Raw genomic sequence first — 15866 nt, 5'->3', positions numbered from 1 at the left:
CCCTCCTCGACTTCGGCGCGACCGCCAAGGCCCTGGCCGCCGACCTCGCCGCGCGCGAGGCACACGACCGGACGGGCGGCGGCGTGCTGGTCAGTTTCAGCGGCGACATATCAGCGTTCGGCGTCCCTCCGGAAGGCGGCTGGCGGGTGCGCGTCACCGACGACCACCGCGCCGGCGACGACAGCCCCGGCCAGACGGTGACGCTGGCCGACGGCGGCTTGGCGACCTCGAGCACGGTCGTGCGCCGGTGGAGCGCGGGGTCCGCCCAGTTCCACCACATCATCGATCCGCGCGGCGGCCGCCCCGCGTCCTCGTTCTGGCGCACCGTCAGCGTCGCCGCCGCCGACTGCGTGGCCGCGAACACGGCGGCCACCGCGGCGATCGTGCGCGGCGAGGCCGCCCCCGGCTGGCTGGCCGCGCTGAACATGCCCGCCAGGTTTGTGCGCCCCGACGGATCGGTCGTCACGGTGGCCGCCTGGCCGGCCGACCACGAATCGGGCGGCGCCTCATGACCGCCGCGTCGACCGTCATCACCTCCACCACTCCCCTGTGGTACGCGACGCGGGCGACCGGCGTCGTCACGCTGGTGCTGCTGACCATGAGCGTGGTCCTCGGCATCATGATCAACGTCCGGTTCGCCACCGAGCGCTGGCCGCGGTTCGTGACCATCGGCATCCACCGCAACCTCTCCCTGCTCGTCGTCACCTTCCTGGGCCTGCACATCGTGACCGCGCTCCTCGACTCCTACGCCCCGGTCGGCTGGCTCTCCGTGGCCATTCCATTCGCCTCGTCCTACCGGCCGCTCTGGCTCGGCCTCGGCACGGTCGCCTCCGACATCCTGGTCGCGCTGGTCATCACCAGCCTTCTGCGCACCCGCGTCGGCCAGCGCACCTGGCGCGCCGTGCACTGGACCGCTTACGCCTGCTGGCCGTTGTCCGTCGTGCACGGGCTCGGCACCGGGACCGACCCGAAGGCCCCGGCGATCCTGGGCACGACGGTCGTGTGCGTGGCGGCCGTCGTCGTCGCGGCGGCCTGGCGGCTGGCCTCGGGCTGGCCCGAGCACCGCGCGCTGCGGCTGACCGCGGGCGCCACGAGCGCCGCCGCGCTCGTAGCGGCCACCGCGTGGACGACTTCCGGGCCGTTGAAAGCCGACTGGGCGGCGCGCTCGGGCACCCCGTCCGCCCTGCTCGCCCGTGCCCACGGCACCGCGTCAACGGGAACTGGCGCGACCGCGGCCGCGCTGCCCGCGTTGCCCCTGACCACCGACGTGACCGGTTCGCTCAGCTCCTCCACGGCGAACTCGGGGCAGAGCTCCGTCACGATCAACGGGACCGGAAGCAGTCCCGTCGCCTTCCATGTCGTGATCACCGGACCCGCGCTGCAAGGCGGCGGCGTGCAGATGACCAGTAGTCAGGTCACCTTCGGCCCGACCAGCCAACCGACTCTCTACAGCGGCGACGTCACGAGCCTGCAGGGTACGGACATCCGCGCGGCGGTCACCGACTCGGGCGGCGGCGCGGTGAGCCTCGACCTCAACCTCACGATCAACGGCCAGTCGGTGTCGGGCACACTCACCGCGTCATCCGGGAGCGGCCAGTGAACCAGCCGGAAGCCGCAGGGCGTGAAGGGGACACCGCGCGCCTGTACGCCGCACAGTCCGCCGGTTCTGGGCAGACTGCCGAGTCCGGTCGGCTGTTCAGCGGTCCGGCCGATCTCGCCGGACACGTCGGCGCCCACGGACCGCTGCCCGGCCACGACGGCCCGGCGATCCTCGACGCGGTCGACCGGTCGGGGCTGACCGGGCGCGGCGGTGCGGCGTTCCCGACCGGCCGCAAGATGCGCGCCGTCGTCGATGCCACGGCCCGGGTGCGCCGATCCGCCCGCCAGCAGGGCGCGGTCGTGGTGGCCAACGGGTGCGAGGGCGAGCCGGCCAGCGCCAAGGATCGGACACTGCTCACCCGCGCGCCGCACCTCGTCCTCGACGGCATCGCCGCAGCGGCGCGCGCGATCGGTGCCAACCGCGCGCATCTCTGCTTGCACGAGGACGAACACGCGCTGATCCAAGTGGTGCAACTGGCGCTGAAAGAGCGCCGGTCGGCCGGGATCGACGCGGTAGACGTGCAGATCGCGGCGCTCCCCCACCGGTACGTCGCCAGCGAGGAGACCTCCCTCATCCAGTTCCTCGACGGCGGACCCGCGATGCCCCGCTTCACCCCGCCGCGGCCGTTCGAGCGCGGCGTCGCGGGCCGCCCGACGCTCGTCGACAACGTCGAGACTCTCGCGCACGTCGGCCTGATCGCCCGGCACGGCCCCGCCTGGTTCCGCGCGTCGGGAATGGCGAACGCCCCCGGCACCGCGCTGGTCACCGTCGGCGGCGCGGTGACTCACCCTGGGGTCTACGAGATTTCGCTGGGGATCACCGGCGCCGAACTGCTGGAACTCGCCGGCGGAGCAGCCGAGCCGCTGCAGGCTGTGCTCACGGGCGGCTACTTCGGAGCCTGGCTGCCCGAGTCACGGTTCCTCGCCACCCGGATCGCACCCAAAGACCTGGCCGCGGCGGGCGCGGCGATGGGCGCGGGCATCTTCGTCGCCCTGCCCCGCACCTCGTGCGCGCTGGCCGAGACCGCCCGCGTCGCGCGCTACATGGCCGAGCAGAGCGCCGGGCAGTGCGGGCCCTGTATCAACGGCCTGCCGGCACTCGCGGGCGCTCTCGAAGCGCTGGCCAGGAGGGGCGACACCCGCGCGCCGGATTACATCAACAGCCTGGCTCCCTACGTGGCCGGGCGGGGCGCCTGCCACCATCCGGACGGCACCACGAGGTTGATCGCCAGCGCATTGTCGGTCTTCGCGGCCGACGTGCGCACGCACCTGGGCCGGGGACCGTGCGCGGGAACGCGACGGCCCAGCATCCTGCCCCTGCCCGCCCTCGCTGCGGAGGCACACCGATGACCGCCGGATCGAGCAACTCGCGGCTGCGCGTCAACCCCATCGCCTGCAAGGCCCACGGGGTCTGCATCGAACTGCTGCCCGAACTGATCGGCAGCGATCCCTGGGGCTATCCCGTGGTCTCCGGACATCTGGTACCGAACCGGCTGATGGACCACGCCAAGCGCGCCGTCGAAGCCTGCCCCACCATCGCCCTGCTCCTCGAGGAGGTTCCCCAGACTCCGACTTCCGGAAGGTCGTGAGCTTGCCGCCGCGTCGCGCAGCGCGGCGTTCGAGCCGGAGCCGCGCGCGATGCCCTCTACCAGCTGCCGCTGCAGGATCGCGAAGACCACCACGATCGGGGCCGCGACGATCACAGTGGCCGCCGCGACCATCGGCCACTGTGACGAGTACTGGCCGAAGAAGGAGAACAGACCCCGGGTGACCGGCCACAAACCCGGGTCGCTGAGCATGACCACGGGCAGGATGAGATTGTTCCAACTGGCCACGAAGCCGTATACGTAGGACGGCGGAACGCTGCTCACCAGCGCCTCGCAGCTCAGCCAGTACGCCCGGCCTACGCGCAACTGTCCAGCGCGCACGCGCTGCAGGCCGTCCCGGCGACCGCCGCCGACCACTCACAGCGCGTTGGTCACGCTGGCCGAGGTCAACCCGTTCTTCGGCGACACCAGCTCGGTCGTGCTGAACTCGGCCGGACTCAATCTCCGTCAGGGCACGTATCACGTGGTCGACCAGGCCACCGGCGCGGGCGCGGACGGCAACCTCACCGCCGTTCCCCAGGGCGGCCAGGCCGCATACGAGACCTGGACCACCGCGCAGACCGGCGTCGGCAGCGCTAACGTCTACCTGCAGATAGACCCCTCCAGCCAGGTGGACACCGCCTCGGCCGGACCGCGGACGTCCCCACGCCGGTGACGGTCGAGGTGACCGGCGACCGGCTCACCGCCACCTGGACCGACGGTCGCCACGACGAGTTCGTCCTCGGGGAACTGTTCGACACCTGAGCGGATCTGGCCGCCACGATCTTGGCGGAGGAACTCGAGAGCTTCCACCAAGCCTGAGTCAGGCGGTGACCGGAAGTTCTGTATACAGGGTTGAGGCCTCGGACACGCGTCTGCGGGCGCGTGCCCGAGGCTGGTTGGTCAGCCGAAGTAGCCGGTGAAGGTGTTCGCGAACTGGTTGCCGCCGAACACGTCCCAGTTGATCGACCAGGCCATCAGTCCGCCGAGGCCCGGGTACGTGCCGAGTGGCTTGTACGCGCCGCAGTTCGTGCCCTTAGTCAGGCAGTCGAGCGCCGCGTCGAGGGCAGCGGGCGTGACCGCGCCGTTGCCCGCGTTCTGGTTGGCGGGCAGGCCGATGGTGACCTGGCTGGGGCTGAGGGCGGGGAAGGTCTCGCCCGTCCCGGCCACCGGGAAGCCGTGCAGCAGCATGTCCGTCATCGCGGTGAGGAAGTCCTCGCCGCCGGTGAAGTAGTACTGGTTGTCCAGCGCCATGACCGGCCCGGAGTTGTAGTCCTGCACGTCCAGCAGGTTCAGCTGGCTGCGCAGGCCGTAGATGACCGGCAGCCAGGAGCCGGTGCGCCGGTCGGAGGAACCTGAGTTGTTGCCGCCGTAGTACTGATACCCGGTCTGCACGAAGAAGGTCTGCGGGGCCATCGCGACGATGAATCCGGACCCGTACTTGGCCTTCAGCTGTTTCACGGCCGAGATCAGGTTCACCACGGCGGGCGTGGTCGGGTGGGTGAAGTCGTTGTCACCGGCGTTGAGCACCAGCGACTGGTTCTCGAAGTCCAGGTCGATGCCGTTGAGGCCGTAGGTGTTCACGATCGAGCTGACCGTGTTCACGAACTCGGTGGCGTCGGACGCGCTGTTCAGGGTGACCTGGCCGTCGGCCCCGCCGATCGAGATCAGCACCTTGCGCCCCTGGGCCTGGACCGACTTTATCCCCGCGATCAGCTGCGCCTGGGTCTCGGCCCCGGCGCACTGGCTCGGCGGGCACGGGGTGAAGGTGATGTCGCCGGCGCCGTTGGAGTCGGCGAAGGCGAGCGCGATCACGTTCCACGCCGCCGGGGCGTTCTCGACGGCGACGTAGCCGGAGCCGTTGGAGAAGCTGGTGTGCAGGTATCCGACCAGCGAGTGCGCGGGCAGGCCGCCGCCTCCTCCCCCACCCCCGCCGCCTGAACTCGAGCTGGGGCTGGGGCTGGGGCTGGGACTCGCGCTCGGCGAACTGCTGGGACTCGAGCTGGGCGTGGAACTCGCGCTCGGCGTACCGCCGCCGGAGCCGGCCGGTCCGGTGAGCGAGAAGTCGTCGGCGTAGAAGGTCGGCTGGCCGTACCAGCCGTGGATGTAGACGGTCACGCTCGTCGTGGCCGCGCCGGTGGTGAACGAGGTACTCAGTTGGCTCCACGACGTGGCCGACGGTGTCCAGGTGTTGGTGTCGGTGGTCCCGGTGCCGCTGTCGCCGAGGTACACGTACGAACCCTCGACCCACGCGGACAGCGCGTAGGAGGAGTTCGGCTGCACGCTCACCGTCTGCGAACACTGCGCATAGTCGGAGCCCGCCGGAGTGCCGGCGAGCGCCGCGGCGCCGCTGTGTACGGGGCTGGACACGGTCGTGTCAGTGGACGAACACGTCCATCCGGAGAGGCCGGACTCGAAGCCGGGGTTGGTGAGCAGGTTCGGGGAGGCGGCCGCTGCCGGATACGTGGCGAACACGACGCCGGTCCCGGCGACCAGCATCGCGGCGGCCGCGCCGAGATGGCGGCGGGTCAGTGAAGGCATCTTCAGTCTCCGGCTCTCAGCAAGCACCGTTGCTCGACCAGACCGCCCACGACGTGGCGGCTCCCGGCACGGCGCCGGTGGAGTAGTACGTCGCCGTGTAATTCATGCCCTGATACGAGACCTTGTCGCCCGGCACGTAGGACGTGTTGGGGTTCCAGGCCGGCGAGCAGGTCCCGCCGGAGGACGGCGTCGGGGACGCCGAGGGCGAGGCGGAGGCCGAAGCGCTGGGCGAAGTGCTCGGCGAGGCCGACGGCGAAGCGCTCGCGGACGCCGACGCCGACGCCGAGGGTACCGTGCTCGGGCCCGGGCCGCCGAACGGGTTGGCGATGACGGTGATCGTCCTGTCCTGCACGCCCCAGCCGTTTGCCTGGCTGCCGGGCAGCCACACGTCGACCGTGTCGTTCTGGATCCAGGTGCCGATGTCGATGGCGAGGCAGGTTCCGTATCCGGGAACGGTGAAGTACGTGCCCCACGGGATCACCCGCGGATCCGTGGCGCAGCCGCCAAGCCGGGAGTTGTAGCCGGACGCGGTCTGGCCGACGTCGTTGTACGAGGTCACCATCATCGAGATGGTGGTGCCGACAGGCACGTCGCCGGGGCCGGGGGCCAGCGTTCCGCCCGCGCCGAGCCAGTACGGCTGCGACAGCTGGCCCATCGAGGCGTCGCTGCCGCTGGTGTCGTACATGGCGACCACGTCGTAATAAGCGTTCTGGCACGGCGCGGTGTCGGTCACGGTCAGCGGGGTGGTCTGGCCCCAGAAGCTGACGTAGCCGATGTCCACACCGTCGCGCCACACCTTGTAGGCCACCGCGTTCGGCACCTGCGAGATGGTGACGGTGACCTGCCCGCCCGACAGCGCGCCGGTCAGGGTCGGAGCGGCCTGGCGGCCGGAGAAGTTCACCGGCGGGGCCGTCTGCAGCGGCGGTGTCCACGGGGTGACGGAGCGGGGCGGCGGGGTGATCCCGGCGGCCCAGAAGGGGCAGGAGGGCAGGGCCGCGGCGGCGGATGCGGCGGACGGTCCGGCCGCGCTCGCCACGCCGAGAGGGCCGAGGGCGACGGCGGCGACGCCCGCGGCGGCTGCCGCGGTGGCGGCAGACCAGTACCGCGCGCGCTGGGTCAGGAAGCTCACGTTGTTCGCGCCTTCTTCGGTCCGGGGCCGGTCGGAGCCGCCGCTGGGGCGGTCCGATCCGGCGGATCGGATGGTCAAGAAAGGCGCCGGCGCCGCGACGTCTGCGTTGCGAGGCTGATGCGTATACGTGCTCTGCGTCTACGTGGCCTGTGTCCCGCGTCGGACGGTTCACGGTGAGCCGCATTGCTGCGCACCGCACCTGATCCGCACGACGGGGTCGGGCTCAGTGAAGCGCGCCGACCGGCGGACCGTCAAGGGTCTAGACCAATTTCCGAGGTCGGCGGGGGGAAACAAGGCGGGACGCACCCCTGAGCGGTGCGCCCCGCGGGAAACGGCGGGAAATCAGCGGGAGCCCGGCTCAGGCCACGGCTGAACCGGGCTCCCGCTCCCCATCCTGGTCGTCGGCCGTCAGTCGCCGTCACCGTCGCCGTGAACGGCGGTGAAGCCGACGACCATGCCCATCGCGGCGTGCGGCAGGCCCGTCGTATCGTCGGGAACCAAGCAGAACGCCACGTAGTTGCCGGGCTTGAGGTCTGCGCGCACCCATCCGCCGCCGCCGGGCACTTCGCCGCCGAAACCGCCGGCGTAGACGAACGGCTGCGGCCCCACCGGGCCGCCCGGAGCCGCGAAGGACGCGAACCACGCCTTGGCGTCGGCGGCGGTCTTGCCGGGCAGCAGGCGGCCGAAGGTGAGCTCATGGACGTCCATCGCGTCCGTGTCCTGATAGCGGTAGAGCCCGTTGTCGCGGATCACCGAGGGCATCGTGTAGGTCATGTCGTGGGCGGTGATCACGCCGTCGACATGGCCCTCGGGGTGCACCGCCGCCAACTGCTGGGGCGTCTCGCTTCCGGCGACCGCCAGCTCGGCGATCATGCCCAGGTCGAAGTGCGGCACACCGTTGTCACTGACCAGGCAGATCACCGCGTAGGTACCGCCCTGCACCGCCTCGTAGACTGTCTGGTCGCCGCCGGCGTGGATGACGGCCGCGCCGCCGGCCGCCGCCGAGTCGCCGAAGAGCGCGACGAAGGGGTTGGGGCCGTGCAGGTCGGTGAGGAACTTCGTCCAGCTGACGCCGTCGTTGAGGCGGAACAGCTGCGCCTGGTGGTCCATCGTGCCGAGGTTTCTGAACCGGATCTTGACCAGTCCGGCGGGAACGGTTCCATGGGTGTCGATTCGGTAGCTGTCTGTGGTCATCGTGTTCGTGCCGACGATGTCCACGGTGTGGGCATGAGTAAGGGAACTGGCATCTGCCGGAGCGGCTCCCGCGAGCGACGCGGCGGCGAGCAGGGCGGCCAGACCGACAGCCGTCCCGGTCCTTCTCGCGTGGGTCGTCCGCTTGCCGGCAGTGGTCGATGATGCGTGCTTCACTGGGTCTTTCTCCCTCGAAAGTGCTCAGCAGTAAGGGACTGCTTGGCCTGACTGGGCTGGGTGTCTCCTCATGGGTGGGCTCCTTACGTTGAATGTGCGGGTGGGTGGGCGGCGGTGTCCGCCGAGGCGGTCAGCGAAGGCAGTTCGCTGACTTGCTGCGCGGGCGCTTCCCGCCGAATCGTGATGAGCGCGATGACGGCGCATGCGCCCGCGGCGATGGCTCCGATGCGCAGGATGTCGTCGAGGCCGGCGGAGGTGGCCGCTCGCGCCGCTTCGGCGACACGCTGTCGCGCTACGCCGGGGAGGGCGGCCGCGGGGTGGACTCCCGCGCCCGACCCGACCGCCTTCGACAGAGCGTTGATGACGTCGTGCGGCAGGACGGTCGCGGCGAGCTGGTCGTTCATCGAGTCGCCGACGCGCCGCTGGAAGACGGCGCCGAGCACGGCGACGCCGGCGGCGAGGCCGGTCTGGCGCATCGTGTTCACGGTCCCGGTCGCCATGCCCGCGCGGGAGGGCTCCACCAGCGACAGGGTCGCGTTCGACGTCGCGGCGGCGCCCGCGCCCAGGCCGATCCCGGCGACGACGAAGCCGGCGAGCAGCGCGGTCCACCGGGAGTCGCCGTCGAGGTGGGCCATCATCCACAGCCCGACCGCGGCCAGGCCGAGGCTGCCGCCGATGGTCCACCGCGGCGGAACGCGCTCGGCCAGGCCGGCGACCACCGGCGCGGTGACGAAGGCGGCGATCGTGAGCGGCAGGAAGCGCAGACCCGTGGCCGAGGGACTGAAGCCGAGCGTGTTGGCTACATAGAGGGCCAGATAGTTGGCGGCCGCGACGAGCGTCCCGAACATGGCGAACACCGCGACGGCCACGCCCAGGAAATACGGCCGGGCGAACAGCCGCAGATCGAGCATGGGCTCGGCCGCCCGCGCCTCCCAGACGAACAGCGCCGTCAAGAGGACCGCGGAACCCGCGAAGAGCGCGAGGATCGGCGCCGATCCCCAGCCCTCGTCGTTGCCCCGGATGATCGCGAGCAGCAGCGCGAACAAGCCCGCGATGAGCAGGACGGCCCCCGGTACGTCGATTCCGCGCGCGGTGGCCGCGCGGGATTCGCGAATGCGCAGCCGGCCCGCGATGAGGGTCGCCACTCCGATCGGCACGTTGACCAGGAAGATCCAGCGCCAGCCCGGGCCTTCGACGAGATAGCCGCCGACGAGCGGGCCCACCGCGGTGGCCGCGGCCATCGTGGCGCCGAACGCGCCGATCGCGGCGGCTCGCTCGCGTGGCTGCAGGAATGCCTCGCCGAGCAGCGGCAGCGCCACGCCGAACAGCAGGGCGCCGCCCACCCCCTGCACGGCCCGCGTCATGTCGAGGGCGAGGGACGACCAGGCCAGCGCGCAACCGAGCGAGCCCGCGGTGAACAGCGCCATCCCGGCCAGGAAGACGCGACGTCGGCCGATGCGGTCGCCCAGCGTGCCCGCGGTGAGCAGGAGTCCGGCGAGCGGGAGCGTGTAGGCGTCGACGACCCACTGCAGCGAACCGAGGTCGGAGTGGAAGTCCACCTGGATCCGGCTGAGCGCCACGAAGACCACGGTGAGGTCCAGCAGCAGCATGAAAGTGGCCGTACACACGATGACGAGGGTCCAGCGCCGGTCGTTCCGGGTGCTGGGGCTGTTGGGCATGGCGGTCTCGCGCTCTCTCGTTCTTTCCAGCTCGTAAGCCCGTCCGGCTGGCGGGCAGGCGGCATCACACGGACCGGTGCGGCGGGCGGATCGCCCGCCGGGCCGGTACGCGCGTTAAATCAGGGTTCTTCGGCCGGAGGTCCGGCCCGCGTCAGCGGTCCTTGTCCACCCAGCTCATCAGCTTGCGAAGCTTCTCGCCGGTGGTCTCCAGCAGCAGCTCGCGGTCAGCCTTCTGATACTCGTGGTACCGCGGCAGGCCCGCCCGGTACTCGGCCATCCAGGCGGCGGCGAAGGAGCCGTCCCGGATCTCGGCGAGCACGTCCTTCATCTCCTCCTTGACCGCGTCGTCGATGATGCGCGGCCCGGTGACGTAGTCGCCCCACTCCGCGGTCTCCGAAAGAAGAGGGCGTCGCCGGGCTTGAAGTTCGGCTCCACCGCCTCCCGGTAGACGTCGGACTGGATCGGGTCCGGTATCAGCATCATGACGACGTCAGCCTCGGCGGCCGCCTTGTCCGGGGTGAGCACGCGCAGGCCCTGCTCTTCGGCCTTGGCCCGCGACGCCGAGCCCTCCTTCAGCCCGACGCGCACGTCAACGCCGGAGTCGCGTAACGACAGCGCATGGGCGTGCCTCTGGCTGCCGTACCCGAAGATCGCGACCTTCCGGCCCTGGATCACCGACAGATCCGCGTCGTCGTCATAGAACAGCTCAGCCATTTACGGGCACGCCTTTCCTAATGAGGTACTGCTAGATCGAGGTCTGTTTTACGAGGTTGGGGCTGCGTTGCTCCGTTACTCCCCGCGGGCCGCTGTCTCCGCGTGGTCTGCGTCGGCCGCTGCTTCCGGGTTCTGCCGGAGTGCGTGCAGGGCGAAGCAGAGCTCCGCGACCCCCTGCGGCTCAGAGGTCGAACGTCCGGTGTGCTCGCTGATCCGGCGGAAGCGCAGGCGCACGGTGTTCGGGTGGCAGTACATCCGCCGGGCGGTCTCCTCGGTGGAGCCGCCGCAGGCCATCCAGGTCTCCAGGGTGTCGAGCAGGACGTCCCGCTCCGCCCGGGGCAGCGCGTCGAGCCGGCCGAAGACGTTGCGGGCCAGGCGCTGGGTGATCTCGGGGGCGGCCGCTGCGGCGACCGCCACCAGGCAGTCGTCGAACACCGTCACGGGGCAGCCGCCCGCACGCCCGCTCTGCATGGCGATCTTCGCGAACCACAGGTTCGAGCCGGTGTGGTACAGGTCGTCGTAGGCGGGGCTGACGCCGATCCGGCCGGCCGCCTCGCCCTCGAGTACCTCGACGAGCTGGCCGAACTGCTTGGACGCGGTGAGCTGGACGATGCCGACGTACGTGTCCGGGCGCAGGTGCCAGACCGAGTGGATGTTGGTCCGGCGCAGCGCCTGCTCGGTGCGGGCGAGCGGATGGCGGCCGACCGACGGCACCTCGGCCGCGACCACCACGAACTGCCCGTACCGCGGCATGCGCAGCACGTCGGCCGTCGCGAGCAGCGTTCCGGCGTCCAGGCCCCGATTGGTCAGCAGGGCTTCCACCAGCGCGGAGCGCTCCTGCTCCGTGGTCCGCAGCCGCTCGGTGGTGGCTTCGCGGTGGCCGGCGATCGTGGACTCGATCATCGCGTCCTGGATCACCCAGATCGAGGACGCGGCCGTGACCAGGCCCTCCGGGGAGACCAGGCCGGTGGCCACGGCTTCGGTGATCAGCAACTCCCATACGAACCGGATGCCGACGCGGTACCCGGCGAGCAGGGTGGCCTCCGGCACGTTCTGCCGCGCCCGCCGGCGCCCGGTGTCGATGCACATCTCAGCGTCGAGCGGAGCCTGTCCGGCGAGGGATCGAAGGATGTTGCGCAGTTCGGCGCGGCAGGATTCGCGCAGGTCGTCCAGCGGGACGCAGTCGCCCCCGTGGTCGCTGGCCGCCGCGCGGATGCGCTCGGCCATCGCGTTGGCGAGTTCGTCGGTCCGCTCGAGCAGGCCGGCGACGAGCTTCGCGAGACCGTCCATGGATTCGTCGGCCGTCACGCCGGCGTCCCGTGCGACGAATCCCGTCGCGGCGCGCCGACGGCGTCGGTACTGGTTGGCTCGTCCGCCATCTCCGCTGTCCTTCCTCACTCTGCGCCGAAGCGCTGACTACATCGTGATCGTCGGCGCACCCGGCTGTCGATGTGGCGAGCCACAGCCTTCCCCTCCGTACACGGTGGATTGTCACGAAGCCCGTGTTCAAGCGTCACACGTGCAACGTGCACTTGTAACCACGGCAGCTCACATGAACGTTCAAATCATTGGGCCGGCAAACCATCGCCGGCCCATACCGTGCTCAGTAGTCCAGCGCCTATGCGCCAGCCTAGATTCGGCGATCAGCTCGCGTAGACCTGGACCTCGGACAGTTGCCCGGCCGGCCACCCCGTGTTGCCCGTGAAGTTCAACCGCAGGTACCGCCACGAGACCGCCGCGAACGTGATCGTCACCGTGTTCCCGCTGGTCGGATCGAATGTGTGCCCGGCCGACCCGACGATCGTGGAGAATGAGGACCCGTCGTTGCTGCCGAGCACCGAGAGCGTCTGCGTCCGCGCGCCCCAGGCGCTCGACGGCGGCAGGTCCAGCACCAGCCGGGAGAAGCTCTGCGCCGAACCCAGGTCTACCTGCCACCACTGCGGGAACGCGTTGTCCGTGCTCTCCCAGTACGTGCTGGTGTTGCCGTCGACCGCGTTGCCCGGAGCGTAGTTCTGCGTGGAGCCGCTCGCGCTCGCCGGCTGGTTGAGCGCGAGGTTCGACGGCGGCGGGGGCGGCGGCGTGGACCCGGACGCTGCGTAGATCGAGAGTCCCGACAGTTGCCCTGCGGGCCAGCCGGTGTTGGCCGTGAACGTGAGCTTGATGTAACGCGTCGTCGTGCTCGGAAGCGTCACGCTGACGCTGTTGCCGGTGTTCGGGTTGAAGGTATAGCCGGCCGACCCGACGATCGTCGTGTAGTTCGATCCGTCGGCGCTGCCCTGAATGGTGATGGTCTGCGTGCGCGCGCCCCACGACGCGGGCAGCGTCATCGTGAGCGAGCCGATGGCCTTTGACGAGCCGAGGTCGACCTGGAACCACTGCGGGAACGCGTTGTTCGTACTCTCCCAGTACGTGTTCTGGTCGCCGTCCACGGCATTCGACGACGGATACCCGGACTGGGTTCCGCTGGCGGACGTCGGCTGATGCAGTGCGAGATCCGTGTTGCCGGAGGGCGCGCTCGTCGTCACGGTCACCGTGTTGGACGCCTGCGAGACGTTCCCGGCCGCATCGTAGGCGGTGACGTCGAACGTGTAGCTTGTCGAGGCCGTAAGCCCGGACACGGTGAAGCTGGTGGCGGTCGTCGAGCCGAGCACGGTGCTGGTGCTGCCGTTGACCCGCTGCACGTTGTACCCGGCGACGCCGACGTTGTCCGTGGACGCGCTCCACGACAGCGAGACGGTCGTGTCCGTGTTCCCGGTCACCTGCAGATTGCCCGGCGCGGTGGGCGGCGTCGTGTCGCCGCCGACGACCGGGGGCGTGGGGCGGGTCGAGGTCAGGGCGATCTGGCCCTTCAGCATCTTGCCGCCGTCGCCGGTCAGGCGCAGGTAGTAGTCGGCGGAGCAGGCGGTGCCGTCCTCGTCGAGCGAGAGCAGGCCGGAGTTGGACGGCACGGCGGCCTGGGTCGCCGCGGTCTTGGCAATCTGGTTGCCCTCGCCGTACTCGTCGAACATGGAGATGTAGATGCCCTGCGCCCCGGCGCGCACCATGTTGTAGAACTGGGCCCACATGAAGTCGCCGTGCACGCGCTGGCGCCCCGACAGGTCGCCCGGCAGAACACACGGTTGGTAGTCGATCCCATTGGAGTTGCAGTCCGCCACGTCTCCCACCGTGTACTGGGTGTAGACGTTGTTGACGTCCGCGATGGTGCCGATCGCGCCGACCATCCACGGGGAGATCATGTTGAACGCGTGGTACGTGCCGAGGAAGCCGGAGCGCGAACCGCCGGTGCCGGTGCGCCACTCGCGCGGGACGCCGCCCATCACGTAGCAGCCCTGGCTCTGGAACCACTGGATGACGCTGAGGCAGGTCGCAGGGTCCCAGGGGTGGTTGGCGTCGTTGAAGCCGAAGCCCCAGATCCCGACGACCGGCTTGCCGTTCTGCCTCGCGTACGCCGGCGACGCGGTGTGCGCGGACATCTTATTGGTCCAGTCCGCCGGCATCTCCGTCGACATGTTCGTCCAGCCGGTGGCGTCGTACATGATGTAGAACTTGCGGCCGTACGTCTCAGCTGCGGTGCGGACCCTCTGGGCCACCGCGTCGCGCGTCGGGCCCTCGGCGGTATTGGGGTTGAAGCGCTGCAGCGCCGCCGTGTCGAGGTTGTTCTGCTGCATCGACATGAAGTGCGCGTTGACGGTGGACTGGTCGTACGAAGAGAACAACGTCGCCGGCTGGCCGTTGTTGAGGTTCGCGTACGCGGTCTGGTACTTGTTCGGGTAATCGCCCATGTCGGGCCACGCTTTGACGTTGTTGTTGCTCGGCGACGGCGGCTGGGACCAGTTGTTGCTCCAGTGCCACCAGCCGTTGATCGGGGCGCCGTCACCGATGCAGGCGAACCAGCCCTGGTACCCGACGGTGATCTTGCCGACCACGTCGCCGGGCCCGCTGGCCGCCGAGGCCGGGGACGCCTGACGGACGGCCTGGGCGGCAAAGCCGCTAGTCGCGGCCACCGCCGCGGTGGAGCGCAGCAGAGTTCTCCTGGAGATCCCCATGTGTCAGTCCCTTCGACAGGAGCGGGCCGCTCCGGGAGGGACGGTCCGCACAGGTCGCCAGGCCATGCGAAGTATTACCGGGATGATCTCTCTTCTTTACATGGCTCTGACGGTTTTTTGCGCAATGTCATGGGGAAGTTACAGAGGTGCTTCTGGGAGGTCAAGAGCCTCGTGGTTCCAGAACAGCGCAATGGGGCGCCGCCGTCCCGGTACAGCCGACGCGACACAGCGGAGGCGGGCGGGGAAACGGCGGCACGCGAGGTGGGCCCGCCAGCGCCCTCGGGACCTTGACCGCCGCCGCGACGGCGATTGCGCGGTTTCCGCTGGCGTGGAATCGCCACCTCAGAAATATCAAGCTATGACGATTATCCCGCCACACTGTCGGCGGTGCGGGGCCGGGCCTGGCCCTAGAGCGGGGTGACGTAGGCTCCGCTGATCCCGCCGTCAACGACGAACGTCGAGGCGGTCACGAACGAGGCGTCGTCGCTGCCGAGGAAAGCGACCGCCGCCGCGATCTCCTCCGGCTGGGCGAAGCGGCCCGCCGGAATGTGCACCAGGCGCCGCGCGGCCCGCTCCGGGTCCTTCGCGAACAGTTCGCGGAGCAGCGGGGTGTCCACCGGTCCCGGGCACAGCGCGTTGACCCGGATGCCCTGCCGGGCGAACTGCACGCCCAGCTCGCGGGACAGCGCCAGCACGGCTCCCTTCGAGGCGGTGTAAGAGATCTGTGACGTCGCGGCCCCCATCAGGGCGACGAAGGAGGCGGTGTTGACGATCGATCCCTTACGCCCCTCGGCCGCGTACTGGCGCAGCATGTGCGGGATCGCCGCCTTGCAGCACAGGTAGACCGACGTGAGGTTCACTTCCTGTACCCGGCGCCAGGCCTCGATGCCGGTGTCCAGGATCGAGTCGTCGTCGGGTGGCGAGATGCCCGCGTTGTTGAAGGCGAGATCGAGCGAGCCGTAGGTGTCGACGGCCGTCTGGAACAGCGCCTCGACCTGCGTCTGGTCCGTGACGTCGGTGGCCACGAACAGGCCGTCGACCTCTTTCGCGGCCGCCTGTCCCGCGTCCTTGTCGACGTCCGCGACGACGACCCGCGCGCCCTCGGCCGCCAGCCGCCGCACGGTGGCCAGGCCGATGCCGCCGGCGCCGCCGGTGACCACCACGACCCTGCCGTTGTACCGCTCCACCATCGCTCGTCCCTTGT

Annotated in this window: 13 protein-coding genes and 1 pseudogene; 6 read left to right on the top strand and 8 right to left on the bottom strand. The window is 70.2% G+C overall.

What is annotated here, in order from left to right; genetic code table 11:
• From VGZ32_RS19560 to VGZ32_RS19535, 6 genes are all read left to right on the top strand, one after another.
• Window positions 1–512: FAD:protein FMN transferase (locus VGZ32_RS19560; RefSeq protein ID WP_326887536.1), on the top strand; the 512-nt coding region annotated here is incomplete at its 5' end.
• Window positions 509–1600 (top strand): ferric reductase-like transmembrane domain-containing protein, encoded by a 1092-nt coding sequence (locus VGZ32_RS19555; RefSeq protein ID WP_326887535.1) that lies wholly within the window; start codon window positions 509–511, stop codon window positions 1598–1600. The genes VGZ32_RS19560 and VGZ32_RS19555, both read left to right, overlap by 4 nt.
• Window positions 1597–2949: an NADH-ubiquinone oxidoreductase-F iron-sulfur binding region domain-containing protein gene (locus tag VGZ32_RS19550; protein WP_326887534.1), complete on the top strand. Its 1353-nt coding sequence runs from the start codon at window positions 1597–1599 to the stop codon at window positions 2947–2949. The genes VGZ32_RS19555 and VGZ32_RS19550 overlap by 4 nt, the downstream gene beginning before the upstream one ends.
• Window positions 2946–3188: a ferredoxin gene (locus tag VGZ32_RS19545; RefSeq protein ID WP_326887533.1), complete on the top strand. Its 243-nt coding sequence runs from the start codon at window positions 2946–2948 to the stop codon at window positions 3186–3188. Before VGZ32_RS19550 ends, VGZ32_RS19545 begins: the two co-directional genes overlap by 4 nt.
• Before the next feature lie 49 nt (window positions 3189–3237).
• Window positions 3238–3450: a hypothetical protein gene (locus tag VGZ32_RS19540; protein ID WP_326887532.1), complete on the top strand. Its 213-nt coding sequence runs from the start codon at window positions 3238–3240 to the stop codon at window positions 3448–3450.
• 123 nt (window positions 3451–3573) lie between these two features.
• Window positions 3574–3861 (top strand): hypothetical protein, encoded by a 288-nt coding sequence (locus VGZ32_RS19535; RefSeq protein WP_326887531.1) that lies wholly within the window; start codon window positions 3574–3576, stop codon window positions 3859–3861.
• Between the two features lie 227 nt (window positions 3862–4088).
• Here VGZ32_RS19535 and VGZ32_RS19530 read toward each other — a convergent pair whose 3' ends face one another.
• The 8 genes and pseudogenes from VGZ32_RS19530 to VGZ32_RS19495 all read right to left on the bottom strand — a co-directional run bounded on the left by VGZ32_RS19530 (window position 4089) and on the right by VGZ32_RS19495 (window position 15852).
• Entirely contained in the window at window positions 4089–5726 is a 1638-nt protein-coding gene (locus VGZ32_RS19530) for a chitinase (protein WP_326887530.1), read from the bottom strand.
• A 16-nt stretch (window positions 5727–5742) separates the two neighbouring features.
• Complete coding sequence (locus VGZ32_RS19525; protein WP_326887529.1) at window positions 5743–6855, bottom strand: 3D domain-containing protein; 1113 nt, start codon at window positions 6853–6855, stop codon at window positions 5743–5745.
• Between the two features lie 408 nt (window positions 6856–7263).
• The gene (locus tag VGZ32_RS19520) at window positions 7264–8223 is read right to left on the bottom strand and encodes a hypothetical protein (RefSeq protein WP_326887528.1); all 960 of its coding nucleotides are present in this window, start codon (window positions 8221–8223) and stop codon (window positions 7264–7266) included.
• An 83-nt stretch (window positions 8224–8306) separates the two neighbouring features.
• Window positions 8307–9902, bottom strand: a complete 1596-nt coding sequence (locus VGZ32_RS19515; protein ID WP_326887527.1) for an MFS transporter — start codon at window positions 9900–9902, stop codon at window positions 8307–8309.
• 151 nt (window positions 9903–10053) lie between these two features.
• A pseudogene (locus VGZ32_RS19510) lies at window positions 10054–10616 on the bottom strand (NAD(P)-binding domain-containing protein).
• Window positions 10617–10691: 75 nt separating this feature from the next.
• Window positions 10692–11924 carry a helix-turn-helix domain-containing protein gene (locus tag VGZ32_RS19505; RefSeq protein WP_326887526.1) on the bottom strand — a complete coding sequence of 411 codons (1233 nt, stop codon included), beginning with the start codon at window positions 11922–11924 and terminating at the stop codon, window positions 10692–10694.
• 335 nt (window positions 11925–12259) lie between these two features.
• On the bottom strand, window positions 12260–14662 hold the full coding sequence (locus VGZ32_RS19500; protein WP_326887525.1) for a discoidin domain-containing protein: 2403 nt from the start codon (window positions 14660–14662) through the stop codon (window positions 12260–12262).
• 407 nt (window positions 14663–15069) lie between these two features.
• Entirely contained in the window at window positions 15070–15852 is a 783-nt protein-coding gene (locus VGZ32_RS19495) for a 3-oxoacyl-ACP reductase (RefSeq protein WP_326887524.1), read from the bottom strand.
• Window positions 15853–15866 lie beyond the last annotated feature (14 nt).

Origin of the sequence: Actinocrinis sp. (assembly GCF_035938995.1) — a bacterium.
Lineage (GTDB): Bacteria > Actinomycetota > Actinomycetes > Streptomycetales > Catenulisporaceae > DASZGI01.
The sequence above is the reverse complement of the archived record's forward strand: the minus strand, read 5'-3'. Positions and strand labels throughout refer to the sequence as shown.

Excerpts from the sequence above, each read along its gene's own strand:
- VGZ32_RS19540 (WP_326887532.1), top strand. The coding sequence starts at position 3,238 with ATGCCCTCTACCAGCTGCCGCTGCAGGATCGCGAAGACCACCACGATC.
- VGZ32_RS19500 (WP_326887525.1), bottom strand. The coding sequence starts at position 14,662 with ATGGGGATCTCCAGGAGAACTCTGCTGCGCTCCACCGCGGCGGTGGCC.
- VGZ32_RS19495 (WP_326887524.1), bottom strand. The coding sequence starts at position 15,852 with ATGGTGGAGCGGTACAACGGCAGGGTCGTGGTGGTCACCGGCGGCGCC.
- VGZ32_RS19545 (WP_326887533.1), top strand. The coding sequence starts at position 2,946 with ATGACCGCCGGATCGAGCAACTCGCGGCTGCGCGTCAACCCCATCGCC.
- VGZ32_RS19530 (WP_326887530.1), bottom strand. The coding sequence starts at position 5,726 with ATGCCTTCACTGACCCGCCGCCATCTCGGCGCGGCCGCCGCGATGCTG.
- VGZ32_RS19515 (WP_326887527.1), bottom strand. The coding sequence starts at position 9,902 with ATGCCCAACAGCCCCAGCACCCGGAACGACCGGCGCTGGACCCTCGTC.
- VGZ32_RS19555 (WP_326887535.1), top strand. The coding sequence starts at position 509 with ATGACCGCCGCGTCGACCGTCATCACCTCCACCACTCCCCTGTGGTAC.